This window comes from Paracoccus sp. FO-3 (assembly GCF_006386455.1).
In the GTDB taxonomy this organism is placed as follows: Bacteria; Pseudomonadota; Alphaproteobacteria; order Rhodobacterales; family Rhodobacteraceae; genus Paracoccus; species Paracoccus versutus.
This window is the reverse complement of the sequence record NZ_VCBQ01000085.1, coordinates 1-22,022: the sequence shown is the minus strand read 5'-3', so window position 1 is coordinate 22,022 and position 22,022 is coordinate 1. Positions and strand designations below refer to the sequence as shown.

Here is a 22,022-nt window from a genome sequence, read left to right as displayed (position 1 = left end):
CGCTGCCGGCCGGGCTCGACACCCGGCTGGGCGAGGACGGGCTGGGCCTCTCGGGCGGGCAGGCGCGGCGGCTGGCGCTGGCGCGGCTGGTCCTGCGCGATGCGCCGCTGTGGCTGCTCGACGAGCCGACCGAGGGGCTGGACGCCGCCACCGCCCGCGACGTGATCGCGCGGCTGCAGCCTTGCCTGGTCGGGCGCAGCGCCGTCATCGCCACCCATATCCGGCGCGAGGCCGCACTGGCCGACCGCCTCGTCCATATCGACCAGGGCCGGATCGCCGCGATCCATGCCAGGGGCAGCGCCGGCTTTGCCTCGGCCCTGGCCGGTCTGCGCCCCGACTGAGGGCGCCCAAAACCACCGACGCCCGCCACCGGCGGACGCCTCTGCATGACCCCGGCCCCGGCCGGGAAGAAACAAGGCAAACCGATGGAATTAGACATCGTCACCCTGTCGCGGCTGCAATTCGCATTGACCGCGCTCTACCATTTCCTGTTCGTGCCCCTGACGCTCGGCCTGTCGATCCTGCTGGCGGTGATGGAGACCGTCTATGTCATGACCGGCCGGGCGATCTGGCGCCAGATGACCAAGTTCTGGGGCACGCTCTTCGGCATCAACTTCGTCCTGGGCGTCGCCACCGGCATCGTGATGGAGTTCCAGTTCGGCATGAACTGGAGCTATTACAGCCATTATGTCGGCGACATCTTCGGCGCGCCCTTGGCCATCGAGGGGCTGATGGCCTTCTTCCTGGAGGCGACCTTCGTCGGGCTGTTCTTCTTTGGCTGGGACAAGCTTTCCAAGCTCGGCCACCTGCTGTCCACCTATGCGGTGGCCATCGGCTCGAACTTCTCGGCGCTGTGGATCCTGATCGCGAACGGCTGGATGCAGCACCCGGTCGGGGCCGAGTTCAACCCCGACACCATGCGCATGGAGGTCCACGACTTCTTCGCGGTGCTGTTCAACCATGTGGCGCAGACCCGCTTCGTGCATACGGTCTCGGCCGGCTATGTGACGGCCTCGGTCTTCGTGCTGGGCATCTCGGCCTGGTATCTGCTCAAGGGGCGCCATATCGACCTGGCCAAGCGCTCGATCACCGTCGCGGCCTCGTTCGGGCTGTTGTCGGCGGTCTCGGTGGTGATCCTGGGCGACGAGGGCGGCTACCTGGCCTCGGAACACCAGAAGATGAAGCTGGCCGCCATCGAGGGCATGTGGGAAACCCAGCCGGCGCCGGCCTCGTTCACCCTGGTCGGCATCCCCGACATGGAAGCGCGGACCAACCATTACGCCATCCACATCCCCTGGGTGATGGGCCTGATCGGCACCCGCTCGCTCACGCAGGAGATTCCCGGCATCCTGGAACTGGTGGACAAGGCCGAGGACCGCATCCGCAGCGGCATCGTCGCCTATGACGCCTTGCAGGACTATCGCGCCGCGCCCTCGCGCGAGGCGGTGCCGCCCGAGTCGGTCAGGGCCTTCGAAGAGCATGGCGACGACATGGGCTATGCGCTGCTTCTGACCAAATATGTCGAGGATCCGCGCAACGCGACCGAGGAACAGATCGCCCAGGCCGCATGGGATACCGTGCCGCATGTGCCGACGCTGTTCTGGGCCTTCCGCATCATGGTGGGCATCGGCTTCGTCAACGTGGCGCTGATGGCGGCCTTCGTGGTGGTTTCGGCCCGCGGCACGATCACGCGCCGGCCCTGGCTGCTGAAAGCCGCCGTCGCCGCGCTGGCCCTGCCCTGGATCGCCGCCGAGGCCGGCTGGATCGTGGCCGAGTTCGGCCGCCAGCCCTGGAGCATCGAGGGCGTGCTGCCCACGGTCGCCGCCGCCTCGTCGCTGACGGTGCCGACGCTGCTGTTCACCATCGCCGGCTTCACCCTGATCTATTCGGTGCTGATCGTGATCGAGATGCGCCTGATGCTGGCCGCGATCCGCAAGGGGCCGCAGCCCGACCACGGGCCCGAGGCGCCGCTTCTGCCTGCCCGTTTCGTTCCCGCGGAGTAAGACCATGATCCTGCATGAATTGCTGACCTATGAAACCCTGCGCGTGATCTGGTGGGTGCTGCTGGGAGTGCTGCTGATCGGCTTTGCCGCCACCGACGGCTTCGACCTGGGCGTGGGCATGCTGCTGCCTTTCGCCGGCCAGACCGACATGGAGCGCCGCGTGGTCATCAACACCATCGGCCCGGTATGGGAGGGCAACCAGGTCTGGCTGGTCCTGGGCGGCGGCGCGATCTTTGCCGCCTGGCCGCCGCTTTACGCCGTATCCTTTTCCGGCTTCTACATCGCCATGTTCGCGATCCTTACCGCGCTGATCCTGCGGCCGGTCGGGTTCAAGTATCGCTCGAAGCGCGAAAGCGCGCGCTGGCGCGGCAACTGGGACTGGGCGCTGTTCGTCGGCGGCTTCGTCCCCTCGCTGATCTTCGGCGTCGCGGTCGGGAACGTGCTGCAAGGCGTGCCCTTCCGGCTGGGCTCGGACCTGCGCATCTTCTACGACGGCGGCTTCTTCGGCCTGCTCAACCCGTTCGCGCTGCTCTGCGGCCTGCTGTCGGTGGCGATGCTGGCCATGCACGGGTCCGCCTGGCTGGTGCTGAAGACCTCGGGGCCGGTCGCCGGCCGGGCGCGGCGCTTCGGCAGCTGGGCGGCCATGGCCACCGTGCTGCTTTACGCGGCGGGCGGGCTGACGCTGTGGCTGTTCGTCGACGGCTATCGCATCGCCGGGGCCATCGACCCGAACGGGCCGTCGAACCCGCTGGCCAAGACGGTCGAGATCGCGCCCGGCGCCTGGTTTGCCAATTACGCCGCGCATCCCTGGATGCTGGCCGCCCCGGCCCTCGGCTTCCTGGGCGCGCTTGGCGCGCTGTGGTCGCTGAACTCGGGGCGCGAGGTCCGCACGCTCTTGCTGAGCAAGCTGGCGATCTTTGGCATCATCTCGTCGGTCGGGCTGTCGATGTTCCCGTTCATCCTGCCCTCCTCGGTCATGCCGGGGGCGAGCCTGACGGTCTGGGACGCCTCGTCCAGCCACCTGACGCTGTTCATCATGCTGGTCTGCACCGGGATCTTCCTGCCGATCATCGCGCTCTACACCAGCTGGGTCTACAAGGTGCTGTGGGGCAAGGTCGAGGAAAAGGACATCACCGAGGGCGGTCACGCCTACTGAAAGGAAAACGCAATGTGGTATTTCGCATGGATCCTCGGCCTGCCGCTGGCCGTCACCTTCGCGGTGCTGAACGCGATGTGGTTCGAGATGATGGAGGACAAGGCCGCCGCCAGGGAGGACACCGAAAGCGCCTGAACGGCGGATCACCCCGGCACCCGGACGCCGCGGCATGCGCGTCCGGGACAGCGGCCTTGCCGCTTCGGCCGGATCGGCCGCTGCGGCAAGGTGCCGGCCCGCGCCGCCCCACCCATCGCGGACCGCACAAACGACAAGGCCGCCCGGCAAGGGCGGCCTTTCCTTTCATGTCGCCGCAAGGCGGGATCAGAAGCTCAGGACGGTGGTGTCCTCGGCGATCAGTTCGGCGGCCATCGCATCGGGCTTGGCGGGGGTCACGCCCTCCAGCAGCACCGAGGCATCGGCGCCCTTGCCGGGCAGGTAGATGGCGCAGACCTGCACCTTGACGCCGTTCTTCTCGATCATCTGCCGCATCAGGCCCTGCGGGCTGGCGCCCTGGGGCGGCTGGCCGGCGGTGGCGGTTTCCGGCGCCTCCTTCAGCGCCATGTCGCCGGCGGGACCGCACAGCAGGATCTGCGCCTCGGCTCCCTTGGCCACGGCATTCATGGTCAGCACCATCGCCATCAGCTGGGTCTGCGGCTCGGGCGCGGTCAGGATGGTCACGAGCTTGCGCCCCTCTTGGGCCGAGGCCGGCAGCGCGGCCGCAAGGGCAAGGACAGAAGCGGCGAGCAGGGTTTTCATCGGTTTCTCCTGATGCAAGATGCGATAATACGCATTTACGTATATTGCAGATGGCAGCCGCCCGGACGGCGACTTATTGTCGCCCCATGCCGCCGGCAGGGACGAGTCGCGGCCGAAGATCGCTTCCAGGTGCCGGCGAAACCGCCTACTCGCAGCGCAGCGCCCGCCGACGCCGCCCTCTTGCCTGATCGGGCCCGATCGCGGCACCGGATTTCCCGCGCCGGACGACGCCCTGTCCAAGAAACTGGCATGACCCGCCTGCCGTGCTATGATCGGGGAACTTGCCTAGCCAGTTTGGGAACCATGCCATGTGCGAAGTCTTCTCCCGCCAGGATCCGCGCCGCTATCAGCCGACGACCCGCAAGCTGCGGCTGAACGGGCAAAGCACCTCGATCCGGCTGGAACAGGCGTTCTGGGACATCATCGACGAGATCGCGGCCGGCGAGGGCATGGCCACGCCCGCCTTCCTGTCCACGCTGCAATCCGAAGTGCTGCAACTTGGCGGCGAGCCGGTGAATTTCACCTCGCTGCTGCGCTGCGCCTGCCTGGTGCAGCTGGAATTACGCGGCCGCGGCGCGCAGGATTTCCGCAAGGCCGCGCAGCAGGTGGCGCAGGCCGCCTGATCGCGGCATCGCGCAAGAAATCCGCGGCGTGGTAGCATGATGCTACCCGCGGGGCCGGCGTCCTTCCGATACTGGTGCAAAGATCGGAAAGGAAAGCCCGCATGGCCAAGATGATTCATTCGATGATCCGCGTGACGGACGAGGCGCGCGCGCTGGCCTTCTACAAGGCGGCCTTCGGCCTGGAGCCGGTCGAGCGGCTGGATTTCGACAGCTTCACCCTGGTCTACCTGGCCAATGCCGAAAGCAGCTTCGAGCTGGAGCTGACCATCAACAAGGGCCGCGAGGAACCCTATGACCTGGGCAACGGCTACGGCCACCTGGCCGTCTCGGTCGAGGATGTCGCGGCCGAGCACCGGCGGCTGACCGACCTGGGCCTTGCCCCGCGCAAGCTGGTCGATTTCGCCCCCGGCGGCACGGTGATCGCCCGCTTCTTCTTCATCCAGGACCCGGACGGCTACGAGATCGAGGTGCTGCAACGCGGGGGCCGCTACCTCTAGGCAGGCAGCCCGCCGGGAGGGGCGGGCCAACCAACTCAGGGAGGAGTACATGACTGTCATCCACAAATCCCCCTCTGGCAGCGATGTCAGGGGGCTGACCCGGCGCGGCCTGCTGGCGCGCGCCATGGCGGCGGGGGCGACCTTCATGGTCGGCTCGGGCTTCGTCGCCGCCCGCGACGCGGCCTGGGCGGTCGAGACCGCCGCCCTGAAGCCCGAAACCATGGCGGTGCTGATCCAGATGGCGCGCGACATCTATCCGCATGACCGCATCGCCGACCGCTTCTATGCCATCGCCGTCAAGGCGCATGACGATGCCGAGCAGGCGCAGATGATCGAAGAGGGCGTGGCCGGGCTGAACCTTGTCGCCCAGGCGCAGGGCTTCGACGGCTACCTGGCCGCGGGCTGGGAAAAGGACCGCGTCGCCATGCTGCGCATGATCGAGCATACGCCCTTCTTCCAGACCGTGCGCGCGGGGCTCGTGACCGGGCTCTACAACCAGAAGCAGGTCTGGCCGGTCTTTGGCTACGAGGGCGAAAGCTTTTCGCAGGGCGGCTATATCGAGCGCGGCTTCAACGACATCGACTGGCTGTGAGGGAGGCGGACATGGCTGACAATATTGCAAAATTCGGGCATGACGATGCCTCGGTCGTGGTCGTGGTCGGCACCGGGTCGGGCGGCGGCGTGCTGGCCAACGAACTGGCGCAAAGGGGCGTCAAGGTCGTGGCGCTGGAGGCGGGCGGCCGCTACCTGCCCGAGGATTACATCAACGACGAATGGGACAGTTTCGCGCAGCTGAGCTGGGGCGACATGCGCACCACCTCGGGCGACTGGCGGGTGGCGCGGGACTTTGCCAACCTGCCGGCCTGGATCGTCAAGGCGGTGGGCGGCACCTCGATCCACTGGGCCGGCGCCTCGCTGCGCTTCCAGGAACACGAGTTCAAGGCGGCAAGCACCTATGGCGCGGTGGACGGCGCCAGCCTGCTGGACTGGCCGATCACGCTGGCCGAGCTGGAGCCATATTACGACCTGGCCGAGAAGAAGCTGGGCGTCACCCGCACCAACGACCTGCCCGGCCTGCCGGGGAACAACAACTACCTGGTACTGGAAAAGGGCGCCAAGGCACTGGGCTACAGCAAGGTCTCGACCGGGCGCATGGCGATCAACTCGGTCGACAACGACGACCGCATGGCCTGCCAGCAGACCGGCTTCTGCTTCCAGGGCTGCAAATGGGGCGCGAAATGGTCGGCGGCCTATACCGACATCCCGCGCGGCGAGGCGACCGGCAACCTGGAAGTCCGCGACCATAGCCACGCCACCCGGATCGAACATGACGAGGACGGCAAGATCACCGGCGTGCGCTATATCGACAAGGACGGGGCCGAGCAGTTCCAGCGCGCCCGCATCGTCGCCGTCGCCGGCAACTCGATCGAAAGCCCGCGGCTGCTGCTGGCCTCGGCCTCGGAACGCTTCCCGGACGGGCTGGCGAACAGCTCGGGCCAGGTCGGGCGCAACTATATGCGCCACACCACCGGCTCGGTCTATGCGATCTTCGAACGCCCGGTGCGGATGTGGCGCGGCACCACCATGGCCGGCATCGTCCAGGACGAGGCGCATCACGACCCCGCCCGCGGCTTCGTCGGCGGCTATGAGCTGGAGACGCTGGCCCTCGGCATTCCCTTCATGGCGGCCTTCATGGATCCCGGCGGCTGGGGGCGCGAGTTCACCTCGGCGATGGACAGCTACGAGAACATGGCCGGCATGTGGATCGTGGGCGAGGATCTGCCGCAGGAAACCAACCGCATCACCCTGAACCGCAGCGAAAAGGACCGCTTCGGCCTGCCGGTGCCGAACGTGCATTACGACGACCACCCCAACGACATCGCCATGCGCAACCATGCCTATGGCGTGGGCGAGCGGATCTATCGCGCCGCGGGCGCGACGCGGATCCTGCCGACGCCGCCCTACCCGTCCACGCATAACCTGGGCACCAACCGCATGTCGGAAAACCCGCGCGACGGCGTGGTGAACAAATGGGGCCAGGCGCATGACATCCCGAACCTGTTCGTCTCGGACGGTTCGGTCTTCACCACCTCGGCCGCGGAAAACCCGACGCTGACAATCGTCGCGCTGGCGATTCGGCAGGCGGAGCATATCGCCGCCGAGATGGAGAAGGGCGCGCTGTGACCACGACGCGCCCCGCCCCTGGCGGGCGGGGCCTGTCGGCCTGCCTCAGCTGGCGGGCCGCGCCTTCACCGGGCTGGCGTTGGGCAGCTCGATATTGATTTCCAGGCTGGACAGGTCGTCGCTGCGCTCCAGCTTGATGTCGACCGCATCGCCGTCGATTTCCATGTGCCGGCGCACCACCTCGAGGATGTCGCGCTGCAACAACGGCAGAAAGTCCGGGCTGGTTCCCCCGCTGGAACGCTCATGCGCTAGCAGGATTTGCAGGCGCTCCTTGGCGGTTTGCGCCGAACTGGGCTTTCGCTGACGGAATGAGAAACCGAACATGTCAGGCCGTCCGTCCCAGAAGCCTCTGGAAGAAGCCGCGGCGCTGGTCGCCGGGGTTCACCCGCATCTCGATCTGCTCGCCGACCAGCCGGCCGACGGCGTCGATATAGGCCTTGCCCGCCGGCGACTTCTCGTCCAGCGAGACCGGCGTGCCCTCGTTCGAGGCCTTCAGGACCGAGGTGCTTTCCGGGATGATGCCCAGCAGCGGGATGGCCAGGATTTCCAGCACGTCCTCGACGCTCATCATGTCGCCGTTGGCCGAGCGGGTCTGGTCGAAGCGAGTCAGCAGCAGCTGCGCCTTGACCGCGCTGCCGTCGCCCTTTTCCGCCAGCGCCGTCTTGGAGTTCAGCAGGCCCAGCACCCGGTCGCTGTCGCGCACGGACGAGACCTCGGGGTTCGTCACCACCACGGCCTCGTCGGCGTAATACATCGCCAGATGCGCGCCGCGCTCGATCCCCGCCGGGCTGTCGCAGACGATATAGTCGAACTCTTCGCGCAGCTCGTCCAGAACCTTCTTGACGCCTTCCTTGGTCAGCGCGTCCTTGTCGCGGGTCTGCGAGGTCGGCAGGACATACAGGTTCTCGAGCCGGCGGTCCTTGATCAGCGCCTGCTTCAGCTTGGCGTCGCCCTGGATGACGTTGATGAAGTCGAAGACCACGCGGCGTTCGCAGCCCATGATCATGTCCAGGTTGCGCAGGCCCACGTCGAAGTCGATCACGGCCGTCTTGTGGCCGCGCATGGCGAGCCCCGCGCCGATGGCGGCAGAGGAGGTCGTCTTGCCGACGCCGCCCTTGCCGGATGTGACTACGATAACCTTGCTCACGAGCGTTTCCTTTCTCATGGGTTATTTGAGGGACTCGATGCGCAGCACCTCGCCCTGAAGATAGACCTGCACGTAATGCCGCGGCGTGTCGGCCCCCAGGTTCTCGCTGGTGCGATAAAGCCCGGCGATGGCCAGCAGCTCGGCATCGAGCGCATGGCAGAAGATGCGCGCCGAATCGTCGCCGTTGACGCCGGCCAGCGCGCGGCCGCGCAGGCGGCCATAGATGTGGATGTTGCCGGCGGCGATCACCTCGGCCCCGGAACTGACCGAGCCGACGACGATCAGGTCGCCGCGATCGGCAAAGACGGTCTGGCCCGAGCGCACCGGCTGCGCGATCAGGCGGTTCGCCGGTTCTTTCGGCGCCGGCGCGGGGGCCGGTTCAGGGCGGCTGCCCTGGCGCGAGACGCGCTCCAGCGCCGCGTCGCGTCCGCCGGGCAACGAGATCAGCCCGGCCTCGGCCGCGGCCTGCGCCTGTGCGGGCGTGCCGCTCTGGATGCCGAAGACCGACAGCTTGCGCCGGCGCAGCTCGGCGGTCAGGTGCAGCAGGTCCTGGGCGCGGTCCAGCCCCTCGGCCTGCTCCAGGTCGATGACCAGCGGCGCATTGTCGAAAAACAGCGGCGTCTGGTTCAGCCGCGCCTCCAGCGCCTCGAAGAAGGCACGGTCCGGCCGGCCGCTCAGATGCAGCGCAATGGCCGTGAAGGTGCGGCCGCGGATCTGTAAAGGCTTCACGGTCGCCACGGTCTGCGCCGCGCTCTTGCCGGATTGCATCTGTCTGCTCGGTCCCGCTCTGTTCTTCGTATTCGGACGGGCTTGGCCGGCCCGTTCCCTGGGCCATCTTCCTAATACGTCCCGGCCCCAGCGTCCATCGGCATCTGCCGCCCTGGCCGCCTTCGGCGGAACCGTGCGCAGCCGCCCGGCAGGCGCAGCCATTTTCCGGGCGCGTTTCGGGGGCGCGTTTTCGGGGCGCGTTTTTGGGGGCAGGTTTTCGGGGCGCGGGAACATTCCCCGGCGGCGGGTGTTCGGTTCGCGGAAAACGAACAAGAAAGGAAGGGGCGGGATGTTCGCAGATCGCACGGATGCCGGCAGGCAGCTTGGCGCCGCATTGTCCGGTCACAAGGGCCAGCCGCTGCTGGTCCTGGCGCTGCCGCGCGGCGGGGTTCCGGTCGGGCTCGAGGTGGCCAGGGTGCTGGACGCGCCGCTGGACGTGGTGCTGGTGCGCAAGCTCAGGGCGCCCGCGCATCCCGAACTGGCCATCGGCGCCATCGTGGACGGGGCGCCGCCGCAACTGCTGCTGGACGACCATCTCGTCGCCGCGACCGGGGCGACGCCCGATCACATCGCCGCCGAAAAGGCCCGGCAGCTGCGCGAGATCGAGCGCCGGCGCCAGGCCTATCGCGGCGGCCGGCCGGCACCCGATACCTGGGGCCGGACGGTGATCGTGGTCGACGACGGCATCGCCACCGGCGCCACCATGCGCATCGCCCTGAAGGCGCTGGCGCGGTCCGGCGCGGCCAGGGTGATCGTCGCCGTCCCCGTCGCCCCGCCCGACGTGCTGGAGAAGATCCGCGCCGATGCCGACGAGGTGGTCTGCCTGCGCACGCCCGAGCCGTTCCAAGCCGTCGGCCTGCATTATCGCGACTTCGAGCAGACCAGCGACGAAGAGGTGGTCCGCGCCCTGGCCGAGGCCGATCGCAACCGGGCCTGAACCCCGCCCGCGCGCCCAGGGGCCGGCGGCGGGATTGCACATTGTCACCATGTGGCGCTAAATCCCTGCCGGACAGCGGAAGGGATTCAGCATGAAACACGTCTTTGCCGCGGCGCTTCTCTGCGCCGCCGTCGCCGCGCCTTCGTTCGCGCAGGAAATCAAGATCGGCTATGCCCTGGCCGAGGACAGCCATTACGGCGCCGGCGCCAAGGCCTTCGAAGCCTCGCTCAAGGAAAGCCTGGGCGACCAGTTCACCTTCCGCCACTTCCCCTCGTCGGGCCTGGGCGGCGAGCGCGAGGTGCTCGAGGGGCTGCAGCTCGGCACCGTCGAGATGACCATCGCCTCGGACGGGACGCTGACCAATTTCGTCCCCGAGGTCGGCGTGCTGGGCGTGCCCTTCCTGCTGCGCGACAAGGACCATGCCCGCAAGGTGCTGGACGGCGAGATCGGGCAAGAGATGCTGGCCAAGTTCGAGCCCGCGGGCCTGCATGCGCTGGCCTGGGGCGAGCAGGGCTTCCGCCACATCACCAGCAATCGCGGCGCGGTCGAGGCGCCGGCCGACCTGAACGGGCTGAAGATCCGCACCATGGAAAACCCGGTGCATATCGAGGCCTTCCGCGCCCTTGGCGCCGCCCCCACCCCCATGGCCTGGCCCGAGGTGATCGGCGCGCTGGAGCAGGGCGCCATCGACGGGCAGGAAAACCCGCTTTCGGTCATCGTCTCGGCCAAGCTGAACGAGGTGCAGAAATACCTGACGCTGGACGGGCACGTCTATTCCTCGACCATCATCCTGGTCTCGCCCTCGCTGTGGAACGGGCTGGACGATGCGCAGAAGGCGGCCTTCGACAAGGCGGCCCAGGACGCGGTCGTCGCGATGCGCGCCTATGTCGACGAGGTCGATGCGTCGGGCGTCGCCTCGATGAAGGATGCCGGGATGCAGGTGAACGAGCTTTCGCCCGAGCAGAAGGCCGCCTTCCGCGATGCGCTGGCCGGGCCCTACCAGCAATATGAGGCCCAGTTCGGCAAGGAGCTGATGGACCGCATCCAGGCGGTCGAGTAAGCCCCGATGCGCCGGATCGAACGCGCCTTCGTCACGCTGAACGGCGCCATCCTCGTGCTGGGGCTGGCGGCGATGTCGGTCATCGTCGGCTGGAACGTCGCCGGCCGCTACGTGACCGGCAATTCGCTGACCTGGGCCGACGAGGTGGCGCGTTACTCGATGATCTGGCTGACCTTCCTGGGCAGCGGGCTGGCCTTGCGCCATGGCGCCCATGCCGCCATCACCAATGCCCAGGATGCGTTGCCCGGCAGGGGCCAGCGCATCCTGCGCCTGGCGATCCTGCTGGTCCTGTTCGCCTTTTTCGGCTTCATGGTCTGGGTCGGCATCGACTACATGAACCGCATGTCGATCCAGCGCTCGGCGGCGCTCCAGGTGCCGATGAAATGGATCTATGCCGCGATGCCCGCCGGTTTCGCGCTGATGATCGTCCATCTTGCGCTGATCGCGCCGCAATACCTGCGCGCCGGCCTGCAGCATTCCGACGAGGCCCCCCTTGGTTGAGATCCTGATCGCCGCCTTCCTGATCCTGATGGTCATGGGGGTGCCCATCGCCTTCGCGCTGGCGATGGCGGCCTTCGCGGCGGTGGGCCTGTCCGGCCGCTATCCGCTGGTCGTGGTGGTGAAAGAGATGTTCACCGGCCTCGACAGCTTTCCGCTGCTGGCCGTGCCCTTCTTCATCCTGGCGGCCGAGATCATGTCCACCGGGGCGATCTCGCGCATGCTGCTGCGCTTCGCCTCGCAATTCGTGGGCCACCTGCGCGGCGGGCTGGGCTATGCCAACGTCCTGACCGGGACGCTGTTTGCGGGGATTTCCGGCTCGGCGCTGGCCTCGGCGGCGGGGCCGGGCGCGATGATGGCGCGGATGATGGAGCGCAGCGGCTATTCCAAGGCCTATGCCGGCGCGCTGACGATTTCCGTGGCGGTGATCGACCCGATCATCCCGCCCTCGATCACCATGATCATCTATGCGCTGCAGGACCGCAACACCTCGGTCGGCTCGCTGTTCATGGCCGGGATCCTGCCCGGCATCCTGATCGCGGCGCTGCTGGCGGCGGTGAACTGGTGGATCAGCCGCAAGCGCAACTATCGCAGCCTGGAGCCGCGCCCGCCGGTGGGCCAGATGGTCCGCAACAGCTTCGCCGCCCTGCCCGCCCTGCTGTTGATCGTGCTGATCGTCGGCGGCATCCGCGGCGGGGTCTTTACCCCCACCGAAGCCTCGGTCGTGGCGGTGTTCTATGCCATCCTGACCAGCGCCTTCGTCTATCGCGGCTTCACGCTGGCGGACCTGTGGGGGGCGTTCCTGCGCTCGGCCATCATGTCGGTGGCGGTGCTGATGATCCTGGCCGCCGCCCGCGCCTTTGCCTGGGTGCTGATCATCGAGGGCGTGCCGCAGGCCATGGCCGATGCGGTGATCGCCATGGACCTGTCGCCCATCGCCTTCCTCTTGATGGTGAACCTGCTGCTGCTGGGCTTCGGCATGTTCATGGACCCGCTGCCGGGGGTGATGATCCTGGTGCCGATCCTGGCGCCCATCGCCCACAACCTGGGCATCGCGGCGGATCATTTCGCCATCATCGTCATCGTGAACCTGACCTTTGGCCTGATGACGCCGCCGGTCGGCGGGCTGATCTTCGTCGTGGCCTCGGCGACCAAGCAGAAGCCCTCGGCGCTGATCCGCGAATTGCCGCCCTTTTTCCTGGCGGCCCTTGCCGCGCTGCTGATCCTGACTTTCGTGCCCGCCCTGTCCACCTGGCTGCCGCGGGTCAGCGGCTTCGCCCGTTAGCGCCCTCATGTCGCAGTCGGCCCGCAAGGGCCGATTCCGGCTTGACCTGCGGCTCGTTGTGTTTGACCATGCATAACGAATGTCATTGGCCGGGGGACGCCATGCGCAGGAATCGAGTGATGCAGAAGTCCGACTCGCCGGGCGTCGCCGGGCTGGTCGCGTCTATGCTGGTGATCGGCCTGACCCTGGCCGGGGCGCTTTACGGTCTTTAAGGCAGCGACCGGGGCGACGCCGCAAGCCCCGGCCATCTTGCTGAAAAGAAAGCCTTTTCAAGCGCGGCATAGCACCCGGCTTCGGCCGGGCACAGATCGCCTGGCCGGCATGATGTCGCGCCGGGGCGAATTTTGCTGGGAACCTTCTTCGATCCTTCACAGTTCCGTGGAAGATTGAACTGAGGCGTTTTGACGCACGGGTTGCCCAGAAATGATCGATTCCGCAACAGAAACCGATCGTCCCAAGCACCGGAAGCGGGATGAAATCATCGCATTCCTGATCCTGGCCGTGGTGATCTGGCCGATCCTGTCGGTCGCGATCGTCGGCGGCTACGGCTTCCTGGTCTGGATGTGGCAGCTCATTTTCGGACCCCCCGGACCCATACATTAGAGAGCGGCCATGCGCGAGCCAGACAGGATCCCCATCCAGCGACGCGACATTCTGACCGGAAAGCTGAAGCAGGACAGCGGCACGGAAGCGCGGTTCCTCCACATCTCCAGCGCCATCGTCACGGCCCGGCCCGAGCGCGCGGCCGACCTGGCCCGGCGCCTTGCCGCCCTGCCGGGGACCGAGGTCCATGCCGTCAAGGACGCCAAGATCGTGCTGGTGCTGGAAGGCGCCTCGGTGGGCGAGATCGGCAGCCGCATGGCCGAGATCTCGGTCATGGAGGGCGTGTTCTCGGCAAACCTGGTTTTTGAACAGATCCTGCCCGCCGACGAGACGGAGGCAATGGCATGACCCTCTCGCGACGCGATCTGCTCAAGGCGCAGGCGGCGGGGATCGCCGCCATGGCCGCCAATATCCCGCTGGCTTCGCAGGCCCAGCCCGTGCCCGGCGGCGTCGAATCGCTGCAGATCACCTGGTCCAAGGCGCCCTGCCGCTTTTGCGGCACCGGCTGCGGCGTCATGGTGGGCGTCAAGGAAGGCCGCGTGGTCGCCACCCATGGCGACCTGCTGGCCGAGGTGAACCGCGGCCTGAACTGCGTCAAGGGCTATTTCCTGTCCAAGATCATGTATGGCCAGGACCGGCTGACCCAGCCCCTGCTGCGCAAGAAGGACGGCGTCTATGCCAAGGACGGCGAATTCACTCCGGTCAGCTGGGAGGAAGCCTTCGACACCATGGCCGCGCAGGCCAAGCGGGTGCTGAAGGACAAGGGGCCGACCGCCGTCGGCATGTTCGGTTCCGGCCAGTGGACCATCTTCGAGGGCTATGCCGCGACCAAGCTGATGCGGGCGGGGTTCCGGTCGAACAACCTCGACCCCAACGCCCGGCATTGCATGGCCTCGGCCGCCTATGCCTTCATGCGCACCTTCGGCATGGACGAGCCGATGGGCTGCTATGACGATTTCGAGGCGGCGGACGCCTTTGTCCTCTGGGGCTCGAACATGGCCGAGATGCACCCGATCCTGTGGACGCGGGTCGCGGACCGCCGGCTGGGCCACCCGCATGTCAAGGTGGCGGTGCTGTCCACCTTTACCCATCGCAGCTCGGACCTGGCCGACATTCCCATCGTCTTCAAGCCCGGCACGGACTTGGCGATCCTGAACTATATCGCCAACCACATCATCCAGACCGGCCGGGTGAACCGCGATTTCGTGGACCGCCACACCACCTTCGTCGCCGGCGCGACCGGCATCGGCTATGGCCTGCGCGAGGACGACCCGCGCGAGATGGCCGCGCGCACGGCCGAGGATCCGGCGGCGACCACCCCCTCGACCTTCGAGGCCTTCGCCGAACTGGTCAGCGAATACACGCTGGAGAAGGTCTCGGAACTCAGCGGCGTCGAGCCGGGCTTCCTGGAACAGCTGGCCGAGCTCTACGCCGATCCCGACCGCAAGGTCATGTCGCTCTGGACCATGGGCTTCAACCAGCATGTACGCGGCGTCTGGGCCAACCAGATGGTCTATAACATCCACCTGCTGACCGGAAAGATCTCGGAACCCGGCAACAGCCCGTTCTCGCTGACCGGCCAGCCATCGGCCTGCGGCACGGCGCGCGAGGTGGGCACGTTCGCCCATCGCCTGCCTGCCGACATGACCGTGACCAATCCCGAACACCGCAAGCATGCCGAGGAAATCTGGCGCATCCCCCATGGCGTGATCCCGGAAAAGCCGGGGCTGCACGCGGTGGCGCAGGACCGGGCGCTGCACGACGGCACGCTGAACTTCTACTGGGTGCAGGTGAACAACAACCTGCAGGCCGCGCCCAACAACAGCAACGAGACCTGGCCCGGCTATCGCAACCCGGACAACTTCATCGTCGTCTCGGACGCCTATCCCACGGTGACGGCGATGGCCGCCGACCTGATCCTGCCCGCCGCCATGTGGGTCGAGAAGGAGGGCGCCTATGGCAATGCCGAGCGCCGCACCCATGTCTGGCACCAGCTGGTCGAAGCGCCGGGCGAGGCGCGCTCGGACCTGTGGCAGATGATGGAGTTTTCCAAGCGCTTCACCACCGACGAGGTCTGGCCCGAGGAGATCCTGGCCGCCAACCCCAACTATCGCGGCCAGAGCCTGTTCGACGTGCTGTTCCGCAACGGCAGCGTGGACCGCTTCGACATCTCCGGGCTGAGCCCCGGCTACGCCAACCAGGAATCGAACGATTTCGGCTTCTACGTCCAGAAGGGCCTGTTCGAGGAATATGCCGCCTTCGGCCGCGGCCATGGCCACGACCTTGCCCCCTATGACACCTATCACGAGGTGCGGGGCCTGCGCTGGCCGGTGGTGGACGGCAAGGAAACGCTCTGGCGCTATCGCGAGGGGCTCGACCCCTATGTCGAGCCGGGCGCGGGCGTGCAGTTCTATGGCAACCCCGACGGCAAGGCCAGGATCATCGCCGTGCCCTACGAGCCGCCGGCCGAGCCCCCGGACGAGGAATACGACATCTGGCTGGTGACGGGCCGCGTGCTGGAGCATTGGCATTCGGGCTCGATGACCATGCGCGTGCCCGAGCTTTACCGGGCCTTTCCTGGCGCCCGCTGCTTCATGAACCCCGAGGATGCCCGCGACATGGGCCTGAACCAGGGGGCCGAGGTGCGCATCGTCTCGCGCCGCGGCGAGATCCGTTCGCGCGTCGAGACGCGCGGCAGGAACCGGATGCCGCGCGGGGTGATCTTCGTGCCCTGGTTCGACGCCAGCCAGCTGATCAACAAGGTGACGCTGGACGCCACCGATCCCATTTCCAAACAGACGGATTTCAAGAAATGCGCGGTCAAGATCCTTTCCGTCTGATCCGGCCCGCCGCCATGGCCGGGATGCTGCTGTTCGCCCTTGTCGGTGCCGCGCTGCCGCAGGACGAGCCGGCGGTGCAGATCGTGCCGCCGCTGACCGGCTGGGCCGAGCCGATGTCCGAAGGCCAGATCCCGCCCCTGGGCCGGCCGATCACCGACGACGTGCGCCGGATGCGCAACTATCCCGAACAGCCGCCGGTGATCCCCCATTCCATCGACGGCTATCAGCTGAGCGTGAACACCAACCGCTGCATGGACTGCCACAAGCCGCAATTCACCGAAGGCTCGGGCGCGCCCATGATCAGCGTCACCCATTTCATGGACCGCGACGGGCAGGTGCTGACCGACGTGACGCCGCGGCGCTATTTCTGCACCGCCTGCCACGTCCAGCAGACCGACGTGAAGCCCTTGGTGCCCAACCAGTTCCGCGACGGCTATCGCCACGCCGGGAGCCCGTGACATGGGCTGGATCAGGGCAAGCATCCGCTGGGTCTTGGGCCGGGTCACCTGGTTCTGGCGCGTCATCAGCCGGCCCAGCAGCTTTCTCAGCATCGGCTTCCTGACGCTGGGCGGCTTCATCTGCGGCGTGATCTTCTGGGGCGGCTTCAACACCGCGCTGGAAGTCACCAATACCGAGAAATTCTGCACCAGCTGCCACGAGATGCGCGACAACGTCTATCAGGAGCTGATGCCGACGGTGCATTTCTCGAACCGCTCGGGGGTCAGGGCCAGCTGCCCCGACTGCCATGTGCCGCACCAGTGGACGGACAAGATCGCCCGCAAGATGCAGGCCTCGAAGGAGGTCTGGGGCAAGATCTTCGGCACCATCAGCACGCGCGAGAAATTCCTGGAAAAGCGGCTGGAACTGGCCCAGCACGAATGGGCGCGGCTCAAGGCCAACGATTCGCTGGAATGCCGCAACTGCCATGCGGCGGTGGCGATGGACTTTACCAAGCAGACCCGCCGCGCGGCCCAGATCCACGAGCGCTACCTGATCTCGGGCGAAAAGACCTGCATCGACTGCCACAAGGGCATCGCGCATCAGCTGCCCGACATGACCGGGATCGAGCCCGGCTGGCTGGAGCCGCCCGAGCTGCGCGGCGAGGAACAGGCGTCGCTGGGCCGCGGGGCCGAGGATCTGCGCCGCTACCTGGCCACCGTCGAGACCCGCTAGGGCGGCGCGGGCCCTGCCCCTCTGTCGATGGGCCCGCCCGCGAAGGGGCCAGGCCTGAAGCCGGCGAGGCGGGTCTCTCGACTCGGGCTGGCCGCGCGGCTAGACTGGGCGCATGACCATGCCTATTCCCCTTTGCAAGAGCCGGTTCGGCACCGGTTTGCTGCTGACGCGCCAGCTGCCCCGGACAGGGGCGCGCTTGCGCTGACCTCGCGTCCGGGGCTTTCCTGATCCAGAAAATCCACCCCCGATCCGCCCCTGCGGCGGCTCCGGCGGGTCATGACATGACTGAAGGAGCCGACATGGCCAGAACATCGCGACCGCCGGTCACCATCGCCAGCGACACGCTCGACCGGCTCGAACGCCTTGCCGAAGGGGCGATGGCGCGCAATCCCGACCTTGCCGACCGGCTGCTGACCGAACTGGCCCGCGCCCGCGTCCTGGCGCCCGAGCGGATGCCCGAGGACGTCGCCGGCATCGGCAGCGCCGTCACCTTCCGCGACGAGACCACCGGGCGCGAGCAGACCGTCGTGCTGGCCTGGCCCGAGGATGCCGACATCGCCGCCGGCCGCGCCTCGGTGCTGACGCCGATCGGGGTGGCGCTGATCGGCCTGCGGGCGGGCGCGCGCTTCACCTGGGAGACGCGGGTGGGCGAAACGCGCGAGCTGACGGTGCTGACGGTCGGCCGCGCCGATCCAATGACCCCGGCGGCATAGGGGGCCTTGCGATGCGACCGGATCGGTCCTGCCGGGATCGCGGCCCCGCGCCGCGGCTCGGCCTGCCGCATCCCTCGGCGATCTTCCCGCTGCTGATCGGTTTCAGGGCCAACAATGTGCCGGGGTTGTCCGCGCGCTGAACGCCGGGCAACCCAAGGCCATTTTCCGAAACCGTCACGCAACCACCGGGGGGCCCTTCTGGCCTGCCCGATGTCGGGGATCGAACATGCCCATCTGGAATACCCTGGCCCGCGCCGGCACGGCGGCGGGAGACGAAATATTGCTGCGACAGCGCGGCGCCCTTTACGAGATCCGCTTCAACGGGATCGAGCTGATGTCGAACCTCAACCACCAGTCCGAAACCGTGCTGGCCGAGCGCAGCCTGCGCCTGCATGGCCGGCCCGACGCCCGCGTGCTGATCGGCGGGCTGGGCATGGGTTTCACCCTGCGCGCGGCGCTGGAATTGCTGGGGCCCGCCGCGCAGGTCACGGTCTGCGAGCTTGTCCCCGAGATCGCCGGCTGGAACCGCGACCGCATCGGCCATCTGGCCGGCCACCCGCTGCGCGATCCGCGCGTCGCCCTGCGCGTCGCGGATGTGATGGCGGTGCTGGCGGAACCCCGCACCGGCTTCGACGTGATCCTGATGGACACCGACAACGGGCCGGATTTCACCGTGCGCCCGGAAAACGGCCGGCTTTACGGCGATGACGGCCTTGCGGTGCTGCGCCGGGCGCTGCGGCCGGACGGCATCGCCGCCTTCTGGTCGGCCACCGCCTCGGACCCGTTCGAGCGGGTGCTGGACGCCCAGCCCTGGCGTTGGCGGCGCGACGACATCCAGCTGACCGGCGGGCGGGTCGATGCCTTCCATCACATCTACCTGGCCTCGGCCGAGGCCGGGCGGATCGGCCTGCGGCCCCCGTCCGGCGCCCTGCCGGCGCTGGCGCTGTCCTGACCTTCGCCCCAGGGCATCCGGTCCGCCACCAGCCGGATGCCCTGCTTGCGCAGCGCCGCGTCGATCAGGCTGAAGACCTCGTTGCGGCAGGCCAGCTCGCGGTCGTGCTGCGGCACCCAGTATTTCACCCGATAGGTGATGCCCGCGGGGCCGTAATCCGTCACCTGCACCTCGGGCGGCTTGCCGGCCGAGATCATGCGCGCCGCCGCCGCGGCCTGGGCGATCAGCCGTCCCGCCTCGGCCACCGGCAGGTCGGCGGGCAGGGTCAGTTCGGCATGGTCGCGATATTCCTGCCGCGGCGCGCTGAAATTGGTGATTCGCCGCGACGAGATCTGGCTGTTGGGCAGGATGACATAGGTGCTGTCGCGGCTGACCAGCCGGGTGGTGCGCCAGCCGATCTCCTGCACCTTGCCCTCGGCCAGGGTTTCGATGCGCACCCAGTCGCCGATGCGGAACGGCGCCTCGATCCCCATCGCCAGCCCCGAGAACACGTCGGCCACCGCATTGCGGACGGCAAAGCCCAGCACCGCCAGCACCAGGCCCGAGCCGGTCAGGATCCCGGACAGGTCCTGGCGGAAGAACAGCGACAGGCTGGCCAGCGTGGCCACGGCCAGCAGCACGAACCATAAAAGGTCCAGCAGCACCTTGGGCACCGGGCGCCGGCCCTTCCGGCGCCGCAAGAGGCGCCGGGCGGCCAGCCCATGCGTCAGGCGCGCGCCGGCAAAGAAGGCGACGGAAAAGCCCGCGTTGCGCAGCGGCCCCGCCCAAAGCTGCAAGGCGGACAGGTCGGGATGGCGCCGCGCCAGCGGCTCGGCCAGCGTGGCGATGGCCAGCGCCAGGGCGATGGCCGCCGCCAGCCGCCACAGCAGGCCGGGGGCGGGGATGTCATCTTTCGCCATCGTCGCCCCCCTTTGCGCCCTTGCGCCGGGGCAGGCGGCGGGGCTCGGGCACCGAGAACGGCAATGGAAACGGAGAGCGGCAGATCGGACATCGCCGGGCGGCAGCCCTGGGGACATCCTCGCCGCAATGCGGGCAAACCGCCGGCAGGAAGGCGCGCAGCATGACGGAACCTCTTGGGAAAACGGGCTTGATTCAGCTGGATTCAGCCTGACCCCGGCCAGCCGTCCACGCCTTGCGTGTCAACGGGGCCGGGGCAAGCCATGCGCCTGTTCAAGGCGCAGGGCGAATCTGTCCAAGCCGAAGCCTTGCAAGACGAAATCCCCATGCGCAAAATCCAAGAGGCCCCAAGGGGGCCACCCGTAAAGATGGCCATTGCCGCTTTGATTTCAAGCCTCTGGAACCCGGCAACGCCCTTGCCGCGGCAGGGCAACCGCGCTGTCGCGAATGCGGCGATCCTTCCCGCACCGCACCGCGGGCCCTATCGCCCCGACCGCGCGGCCCCGTCCCGCACACCGGCCAGCCGGCGCTGGTGCAGCCAGTCCAGCGTCGCCTCGGTCGGCCCCTTGGGGCGGTATTCCGCGCCGATGGGCCGCGTCCAGCCCAGATCGTCCAGAAGCGCGCAGACATGGCGATAGTCCAGCTCGCCCCCATCCGGCGGGCCGCGGTCGGGAACCGAGGCGATCTGCACATGGCCCAGGATGTCCCGATGCGCCCGCAGCCGGCGCGAAATGTCGCCCTCCATGATCTGCAGGTGATAGCAGTCGAACATCAGCCGCAGGTTGTCATGGCCGGCCGCCTCGATGATCCGCGCCGCCTGGTCCGAGCCGGCCAGGAAATAGCCCGGCGCGTCGTGCCGGTTCAGCGGCTCGATCAGGATGGTGATGCCAAGCGGCTGCGCCAGCCGGCAGGCATGGTCCAGATTGGCCAGGAAGGCGCGCTCGGCCGCCTGCCCCTCGGCCATGCCCGCCATGACATGCACCGCGCCGCAGCCCAGGGTGGCGGCAAGGTCCAGCGTGCGCGCGATCTCGGCCCGCGCCTCGGCCTCGCGTCCCGGCAGGGCGGCAAGTCCGTTCTCGCCCGGCCGGCCGCGGCGGGTGTTCAGGCCCAGCAGCGGCAACCCTGTCTCGGCCAGCGCCGCCGCCACCTGCTCGTGCGGCACCTCATGCGGCCAATGGCATTCCACCGCGTCGAAGCCGGCGCGATGCGCAGCGCGGATCGCCTGCGGCAGCGGCAGATCGGCCCAGAGAAAGCCCAGATTGGCAGAGAACCGCGCCATTCCCCCCCCCCCCCGGCCCTTGTCATGCAGCGGCAACAAGGCACCCTCCGGCGGCCATGTCAACAGCGTTGGACGATGGTGACGGGCGGGCCGCATCGCGCCTGGATCTGACCTTCATCGGCGCCGATGATTTTTCCGGGCTGGGGCAGGTTCGCGCCGACTGGTCGCAACCCGGCGCGCATCGGCTGCTGGTCGACCTGGACGGCGACGGCACGGCCGAGTTGACGATCGAGCTGGGCGGGCTGGAGCAGTTGAACGCCTCGGACCTGCTTCTCTAGCGGTCGGGGGGCGCAGCGCATTGCCCCGTGATCGGAGAGGCGCTCAGCAGCCGGTCGGCAAGGTCGGGGTGGCGCGCCATCGCCCCCGCAGCAGCGCATCGCCCGGCCCTGCTGGCCAAGGGATGTCGCGGTCTGCGGCCTGCGCGGCGTGTTCCAGCATCATGCGGCGATGATCCCGGCGGCGCTGCGCGCCGTCCTGCACGAATGCCGCATCCGCTTTCCGGTGGCGGTCGGGGGGCGCAGCGCATTGCCCCGTGATCGGCGCAGGGCCTGGAGCCTGCGGGTTCAGGCCTGGGCATGGCCGGATGCAGAGGCGCTGCCGGTGCCGGAGGGCGGGGGGACAGCAGCCGAGATACTCCCGATGCTCTGCCGT

At 68.0% G+C, this 22,022-nt stretch carries 26 protein-coding genes and 1 pseudogene; 21 read left to right on the top strand and 6 right to left on the bottom strand.

Features of this window, described 5'->3' with window-relative positions:
* From FE811_RS19745 to cydX, 4 genes are all read left to right on the top strand, one after another.
* The coding region (locus FE811_RS19745; protein WP_140848515.1) for an ATP-binding cassette domain-containing protein at positions 1 to 341 on the top strand (341 nt) is incomplete at its 5' end.
* Positions 342 to 425: 84 nt separating this feature from the next.
* Positions 426 to 2,003 carry a cytochrome ubiquinol oxidase subunit I gene (locus FE811_RS19740; RefSeq protein WP_036759959.1) on the top strand — a complete coding sequence of 526 codons (1,578 nt, stop codon included), beginning with the start codon at positions 426 to 428 and terminating at the stop codon, positions 2,001 to 2,003.
* A gap of 4 nt (positions 2,004 to 2,007) precedes the next feature.
* Positions 2,008 to 3,159 carry a cytochrome d ubiquinol oxidase subunit II gene (gene cydB / locus FE811_RS19735; RefSeq protein WP_140848514.1) on the top strand — a complete coding sequence of 384 codons (1,152 nt, stop codon included), beginning with the start codon at positions 2,008 to 2,010 and terminating at the stop codon, positions 3,157 to 3,159.
* A gap of 12 nt (positions 3,160 to 3,171) precedes the next feature.
* Positions 3,172 to 3,294, top strand: coding sequence for a cytochrome bd-I oxidase subunit CydX (gene cydX, locus FE811_RS19730; protein WP_072464076.1), 123 nt, complete (start codon positions 3,172 to 3,174; stop codon positions 3,292 to 3,294).
* A 186-nt stretch (positions 3,295 to 3,480) separates the two neighbouring features.
* On the opposite strand, the gene FE811_RS19725 is transcribed toward cydX, so the two are convergent.
* Entirely contained in the window at positions 3,481 to 3,915 is a 435-nt protein-coding gene (locus FE811_RS19725; RefSeq protein WP_036759956.1) for a hypothetical protein, read from the bottom strand.
* A gap of 308 nt (positions 3,916 to 4,223) precedes the next feature.
* On the opposite strand from FE811_RS19725, the gene FE811_RS19720 reads away from it, so the two are divergent.
* The 4 genes from FE811_RS19720 (at position 4,224) to FE811_RS19705 (ending at position 7,219) form a co-directional block, all read left to right on the top strand.
* Complete coding sequence (locus FE811_RS19720; protein ID WP_036759954.1) at positions 4,224 to 4,538, top strand: ribbon-helix-helix domain-containing protein; 315 nt, start codon at positions 4,224 to 4,226, stop codon at positions 4,536 to 4,538.
* Between the two features lie 101 nt (positions 4,539 to 4,639).
* The gene (locus FE811_RS19715; RefSeq protein WP_114534693.1) at positions 4,640 to 5,035 is read left to right on the top strand and encodes a VOC family protein; all 396 of its coding nucleotides are present in this window, start codon (positions 4,640 to 4,642) and stop codon (positions 5,033 to 5,035) included.
* Between the two features lie 49 nt (positions 5,036 to 5,084).
* Positions 5,085 to 5,627: a Twin-arginine translocation pathway signal gene (locus FE811_RS19710; RefSeq protein ID WP_140848512.1), complete on the top strand. Its 543-nt coding sequence runs from the start codon at positions 5,085 to 5,087 to the stop codon at positions 5,625 to 5,627.
* Between the two features lie 11 nt (positions 5,628 to 5,638).
* Positions 5,639 to 7,219, top strand: coding sequence for a GMC family oxidoreductase (locus FE811_RS19705; RefSeq protein ID WP_114534695.1), 1,581 nt, complete (start codon positions 5,639 to 5,641; stop codon positions 7,217 to 7,219).
* A gap of 45 nt (positions 7,220 to 7,264) precedes the next feature.
* Here the strand turns inward: FE811_RS19705 and minE are convergent, their stop codons facing one another.
* Genes minE through minC form a run of 3 tightly spaced genes read right to left on the bottom strand, consistent with a single transcriptional unit; the run spans position 7,265 to position 9,134 of the window.
* Positions 7,265 to 7,543 carry a cell division topological specificity factor MinE gene (minE, locus tag FE811_RS19700; RefSeq protein WP_036759945.1) on the bottom strand — a complete coding sequence of 93 codons (279 nt, stop codon included), beginning with the start codon at positions 7,541 to 7,543 and terminating at the stop codon, positions 7,265 to 7,267.
* Position 7,544: 1 nt separating this feature from the next.
* Complete coding sequence (gene minD, locus FE811_RS19695) at positions 7,545 to 8,366, bottom strand: septum site-determining protein MinD (RefSeq protein WP_083539308.1); 822 nt, start codon at positions 8,364 to 8,366, stop codon at positions 7,545 to 7,547.
* Between the two features lie 21 nt (positions 8,367 to 8,387).
* Entirely contained in the window at positions 8,388 to 9,134 is a 747-nt protein-coding gene (gene minC / locus FE811_RS19690) for a septum site-determining protein MinC (protein ID WP_036759941.1), read from the bottom strand.
* A gap of 289 nt (positions 9,135 to 9,423) precedes the next feature.
* Between minC and FE811_RS19685 the strand changes: the two genes are divergently transcribed.
* The 11 genes from FE811_RS19685 (at position 9,424) to FE811_RS19635 (ending at position 19,195) form a co-directional block, all read left to right on the top strand.
* Positions 9,424 to 10,071, top strand: a complete 648-nt coding sequence (locus FE811_RS19685; RefSeq protein WP_140848511.1) for a phosphoribosyltransferase — start codon at positions 9,424 to 9,426, stop codon at positions 10,069 to 10,071.
* Between the two features lie 91 nt (positions 10,072 to 10,162).
* Positions 10,163 to 11,131 (top strand): TRAP transporter substrate-binding protein, encoded by a 969-nt coding sequence (locus tag FE811_RS19680; RefSeq protein ID WP_140848509.1) that lies wholly within the window; start codon positions 10,163 to 10,165, stop codon positions 11,129 to 11,131.
* A gap of 6 nt (positions 11,132 to 11,137) precedes the next feature.
* Positions 11,138 to 11,632 carry a TRAP transporter small permease gene (locus tag FE811_RS19675; RefSeq protein WP_036759936.1) on the top strand — a complete coding sequence of 165 codons (495 nt, stop codon included), beginning with the start codon at positions 11,138 to 11,140 and terminating at the stop codon, positions 11,630 to 11,632.
* Entirely contained in the window at positions 11,625 to 12,914 is a 1,290-nt protein-coding gene (locus FE811_RS19670; protein ID WP_036759933.1) for a TRAP transporter large permease, read from the top strand. Before FE811_RS19675 ends, FE811_RS19670 begins: the two co-directional genes overlap by 8 nt.
* 423 nt (positions 12,915 to 13,337) lie before the next feature.
* On the top strand, positions 13,338 to 13,517 hold the full coding sequence (gene napE, locus FE811_RS19665) for a periplasmic nitrate reductase, NapE protein (RefSeq protein WP_036759931.1): 180 nt from the start codon (positions 13,338 to 13,340) through the stop codon (positions 13,515 to 13,517).
* A gap of 9 nt (positions 13,518 to 13,526) precedes the next feature.
* The gene (locus tag FE811_RS19660) at positions 13,527 to 13,865 is read left to right on the top strand and encodes a chaperone NapD (RefSeq protein WP_072464069.1); all 339 of its coding nucleotides are present in this window, start codon (positions 13,527 to 13,529) and stop codon (positions 13,863 to 13,865) included.
* Complete coding sequence (gene napA / locus FE811_RS19655; protein WP_140848508.1) at positions 13,862 to 16,357, top strand: periplasmic nitrate reductase subunit alpha; 2,496 nt, start codon at positions 13,862 to 13,864, stop codon at positions 16,355 to 16,357. The genes FE811_RS19660 and napA overlap by 4 nt, the downstream gene beginning before the upstream one ends.
* Positions 16,330 to 16,815, top strand: coding sequence for a nitrate reductase cytochrome c-type subunit (locus FE811_RS19650; RefSeq protein ID WP_140848507.1), 486 nt, complete (start codon positions 16,330 to 16,332; stop codon positions 16,813 to 16,815). Before napA ends, FE811_RS19650 begins: the two co-directional genes overlap by 28 nt.
* 1 nt (position 16,816) lies before the next feature.
* Positions 16,817 to 17,530, top strand: coding sequence for a cytochrome c3 family protein (locus tag FE811_RS19645; RefSeq protein WP_140848505.1), 714 nt, complete (start codon positions 16,817 to 16,819; stop codon positions 17,528 to 17,530).
* 299 nt (positions 17,531 to 17,829) lie between these two features.
* Entirely contained in the window at positions 17,830 to 18,243 is a 414-nt protein-coding gene (rnk, locus tag FE811_RS19640; protein WP_036759922.1) for a nucleoside diphosphate kinase regulator, read from the top strand.
* A 226-nt stretch (positions 18,244 to 18,469) separates the two neighbouring features.
* The gene (locus FE811_RS19635; RefSeq protein ID WP_140848503.1) at positions 18,470 to 19,195 is read left to right on the top strand and encodes a hypothetical protein; all 726 of its coding nucleotides are present in this window, start codon (positions 18,470 to 18,472) and stop codon (positions 19,193 to 19,195) included.
* Here FE811_RS19635 and FE811_RS19630 read toward each other — a convergent pair.
* Together FE811_RS19630 and FE811_RS19625 are read right to left on the bottom strand one after the other, a co-directional pair.
* Positions 19,117 to 20,094: a mechanosensitive ion channel family protein gene (locus tag FE811_RS19630; protein ID WP_140848501.1), complete on the bottom strand. Its 978-nt coding sequence runs from the start codon at positions 20,092 to 20,094 to the stop codon at positions 19,117 to 19,119. The two genes, FE811_RS19635 and FE811_RS19630, sit on opposite strands and share 79 nt — an antisense overlap.
* 479 nt (positions 20,095 to 20,573) lie before the next feature.
* Positions 20,574 to 21,371, bottom strand: coding sequence for a hydroxypyruvate isomerase family protein (locus FE811_RS19625; RefSeq protein ID WP_140848499.1), 798 nt, complete (start codon positions 21,369 to 21,371; stop codon positions 20,574 to 20,576).
* A gap of 56 nt (positions 21,372 to 21,427) precedes the next feature.
* On the opposite strand from FE811_RS19625, the gene FE811_RS19620 reads away from it, so the two are divergent.
* Entirely contained in the window at positions 21,428 to 21,649 is a 222-nt protein-coding gene (locus tag FE811_RS19620) for a hypothetical protein (protein ID WP_181180900.1), read from the top strand.
* 148 nt (positions 21,650 to 21,797) lie between these two features.
* Positions 21,798 to 22,022, top strand: a pseudogene (locus FE811_RS27945) (hypothetical protein); the annotation flags it as partial.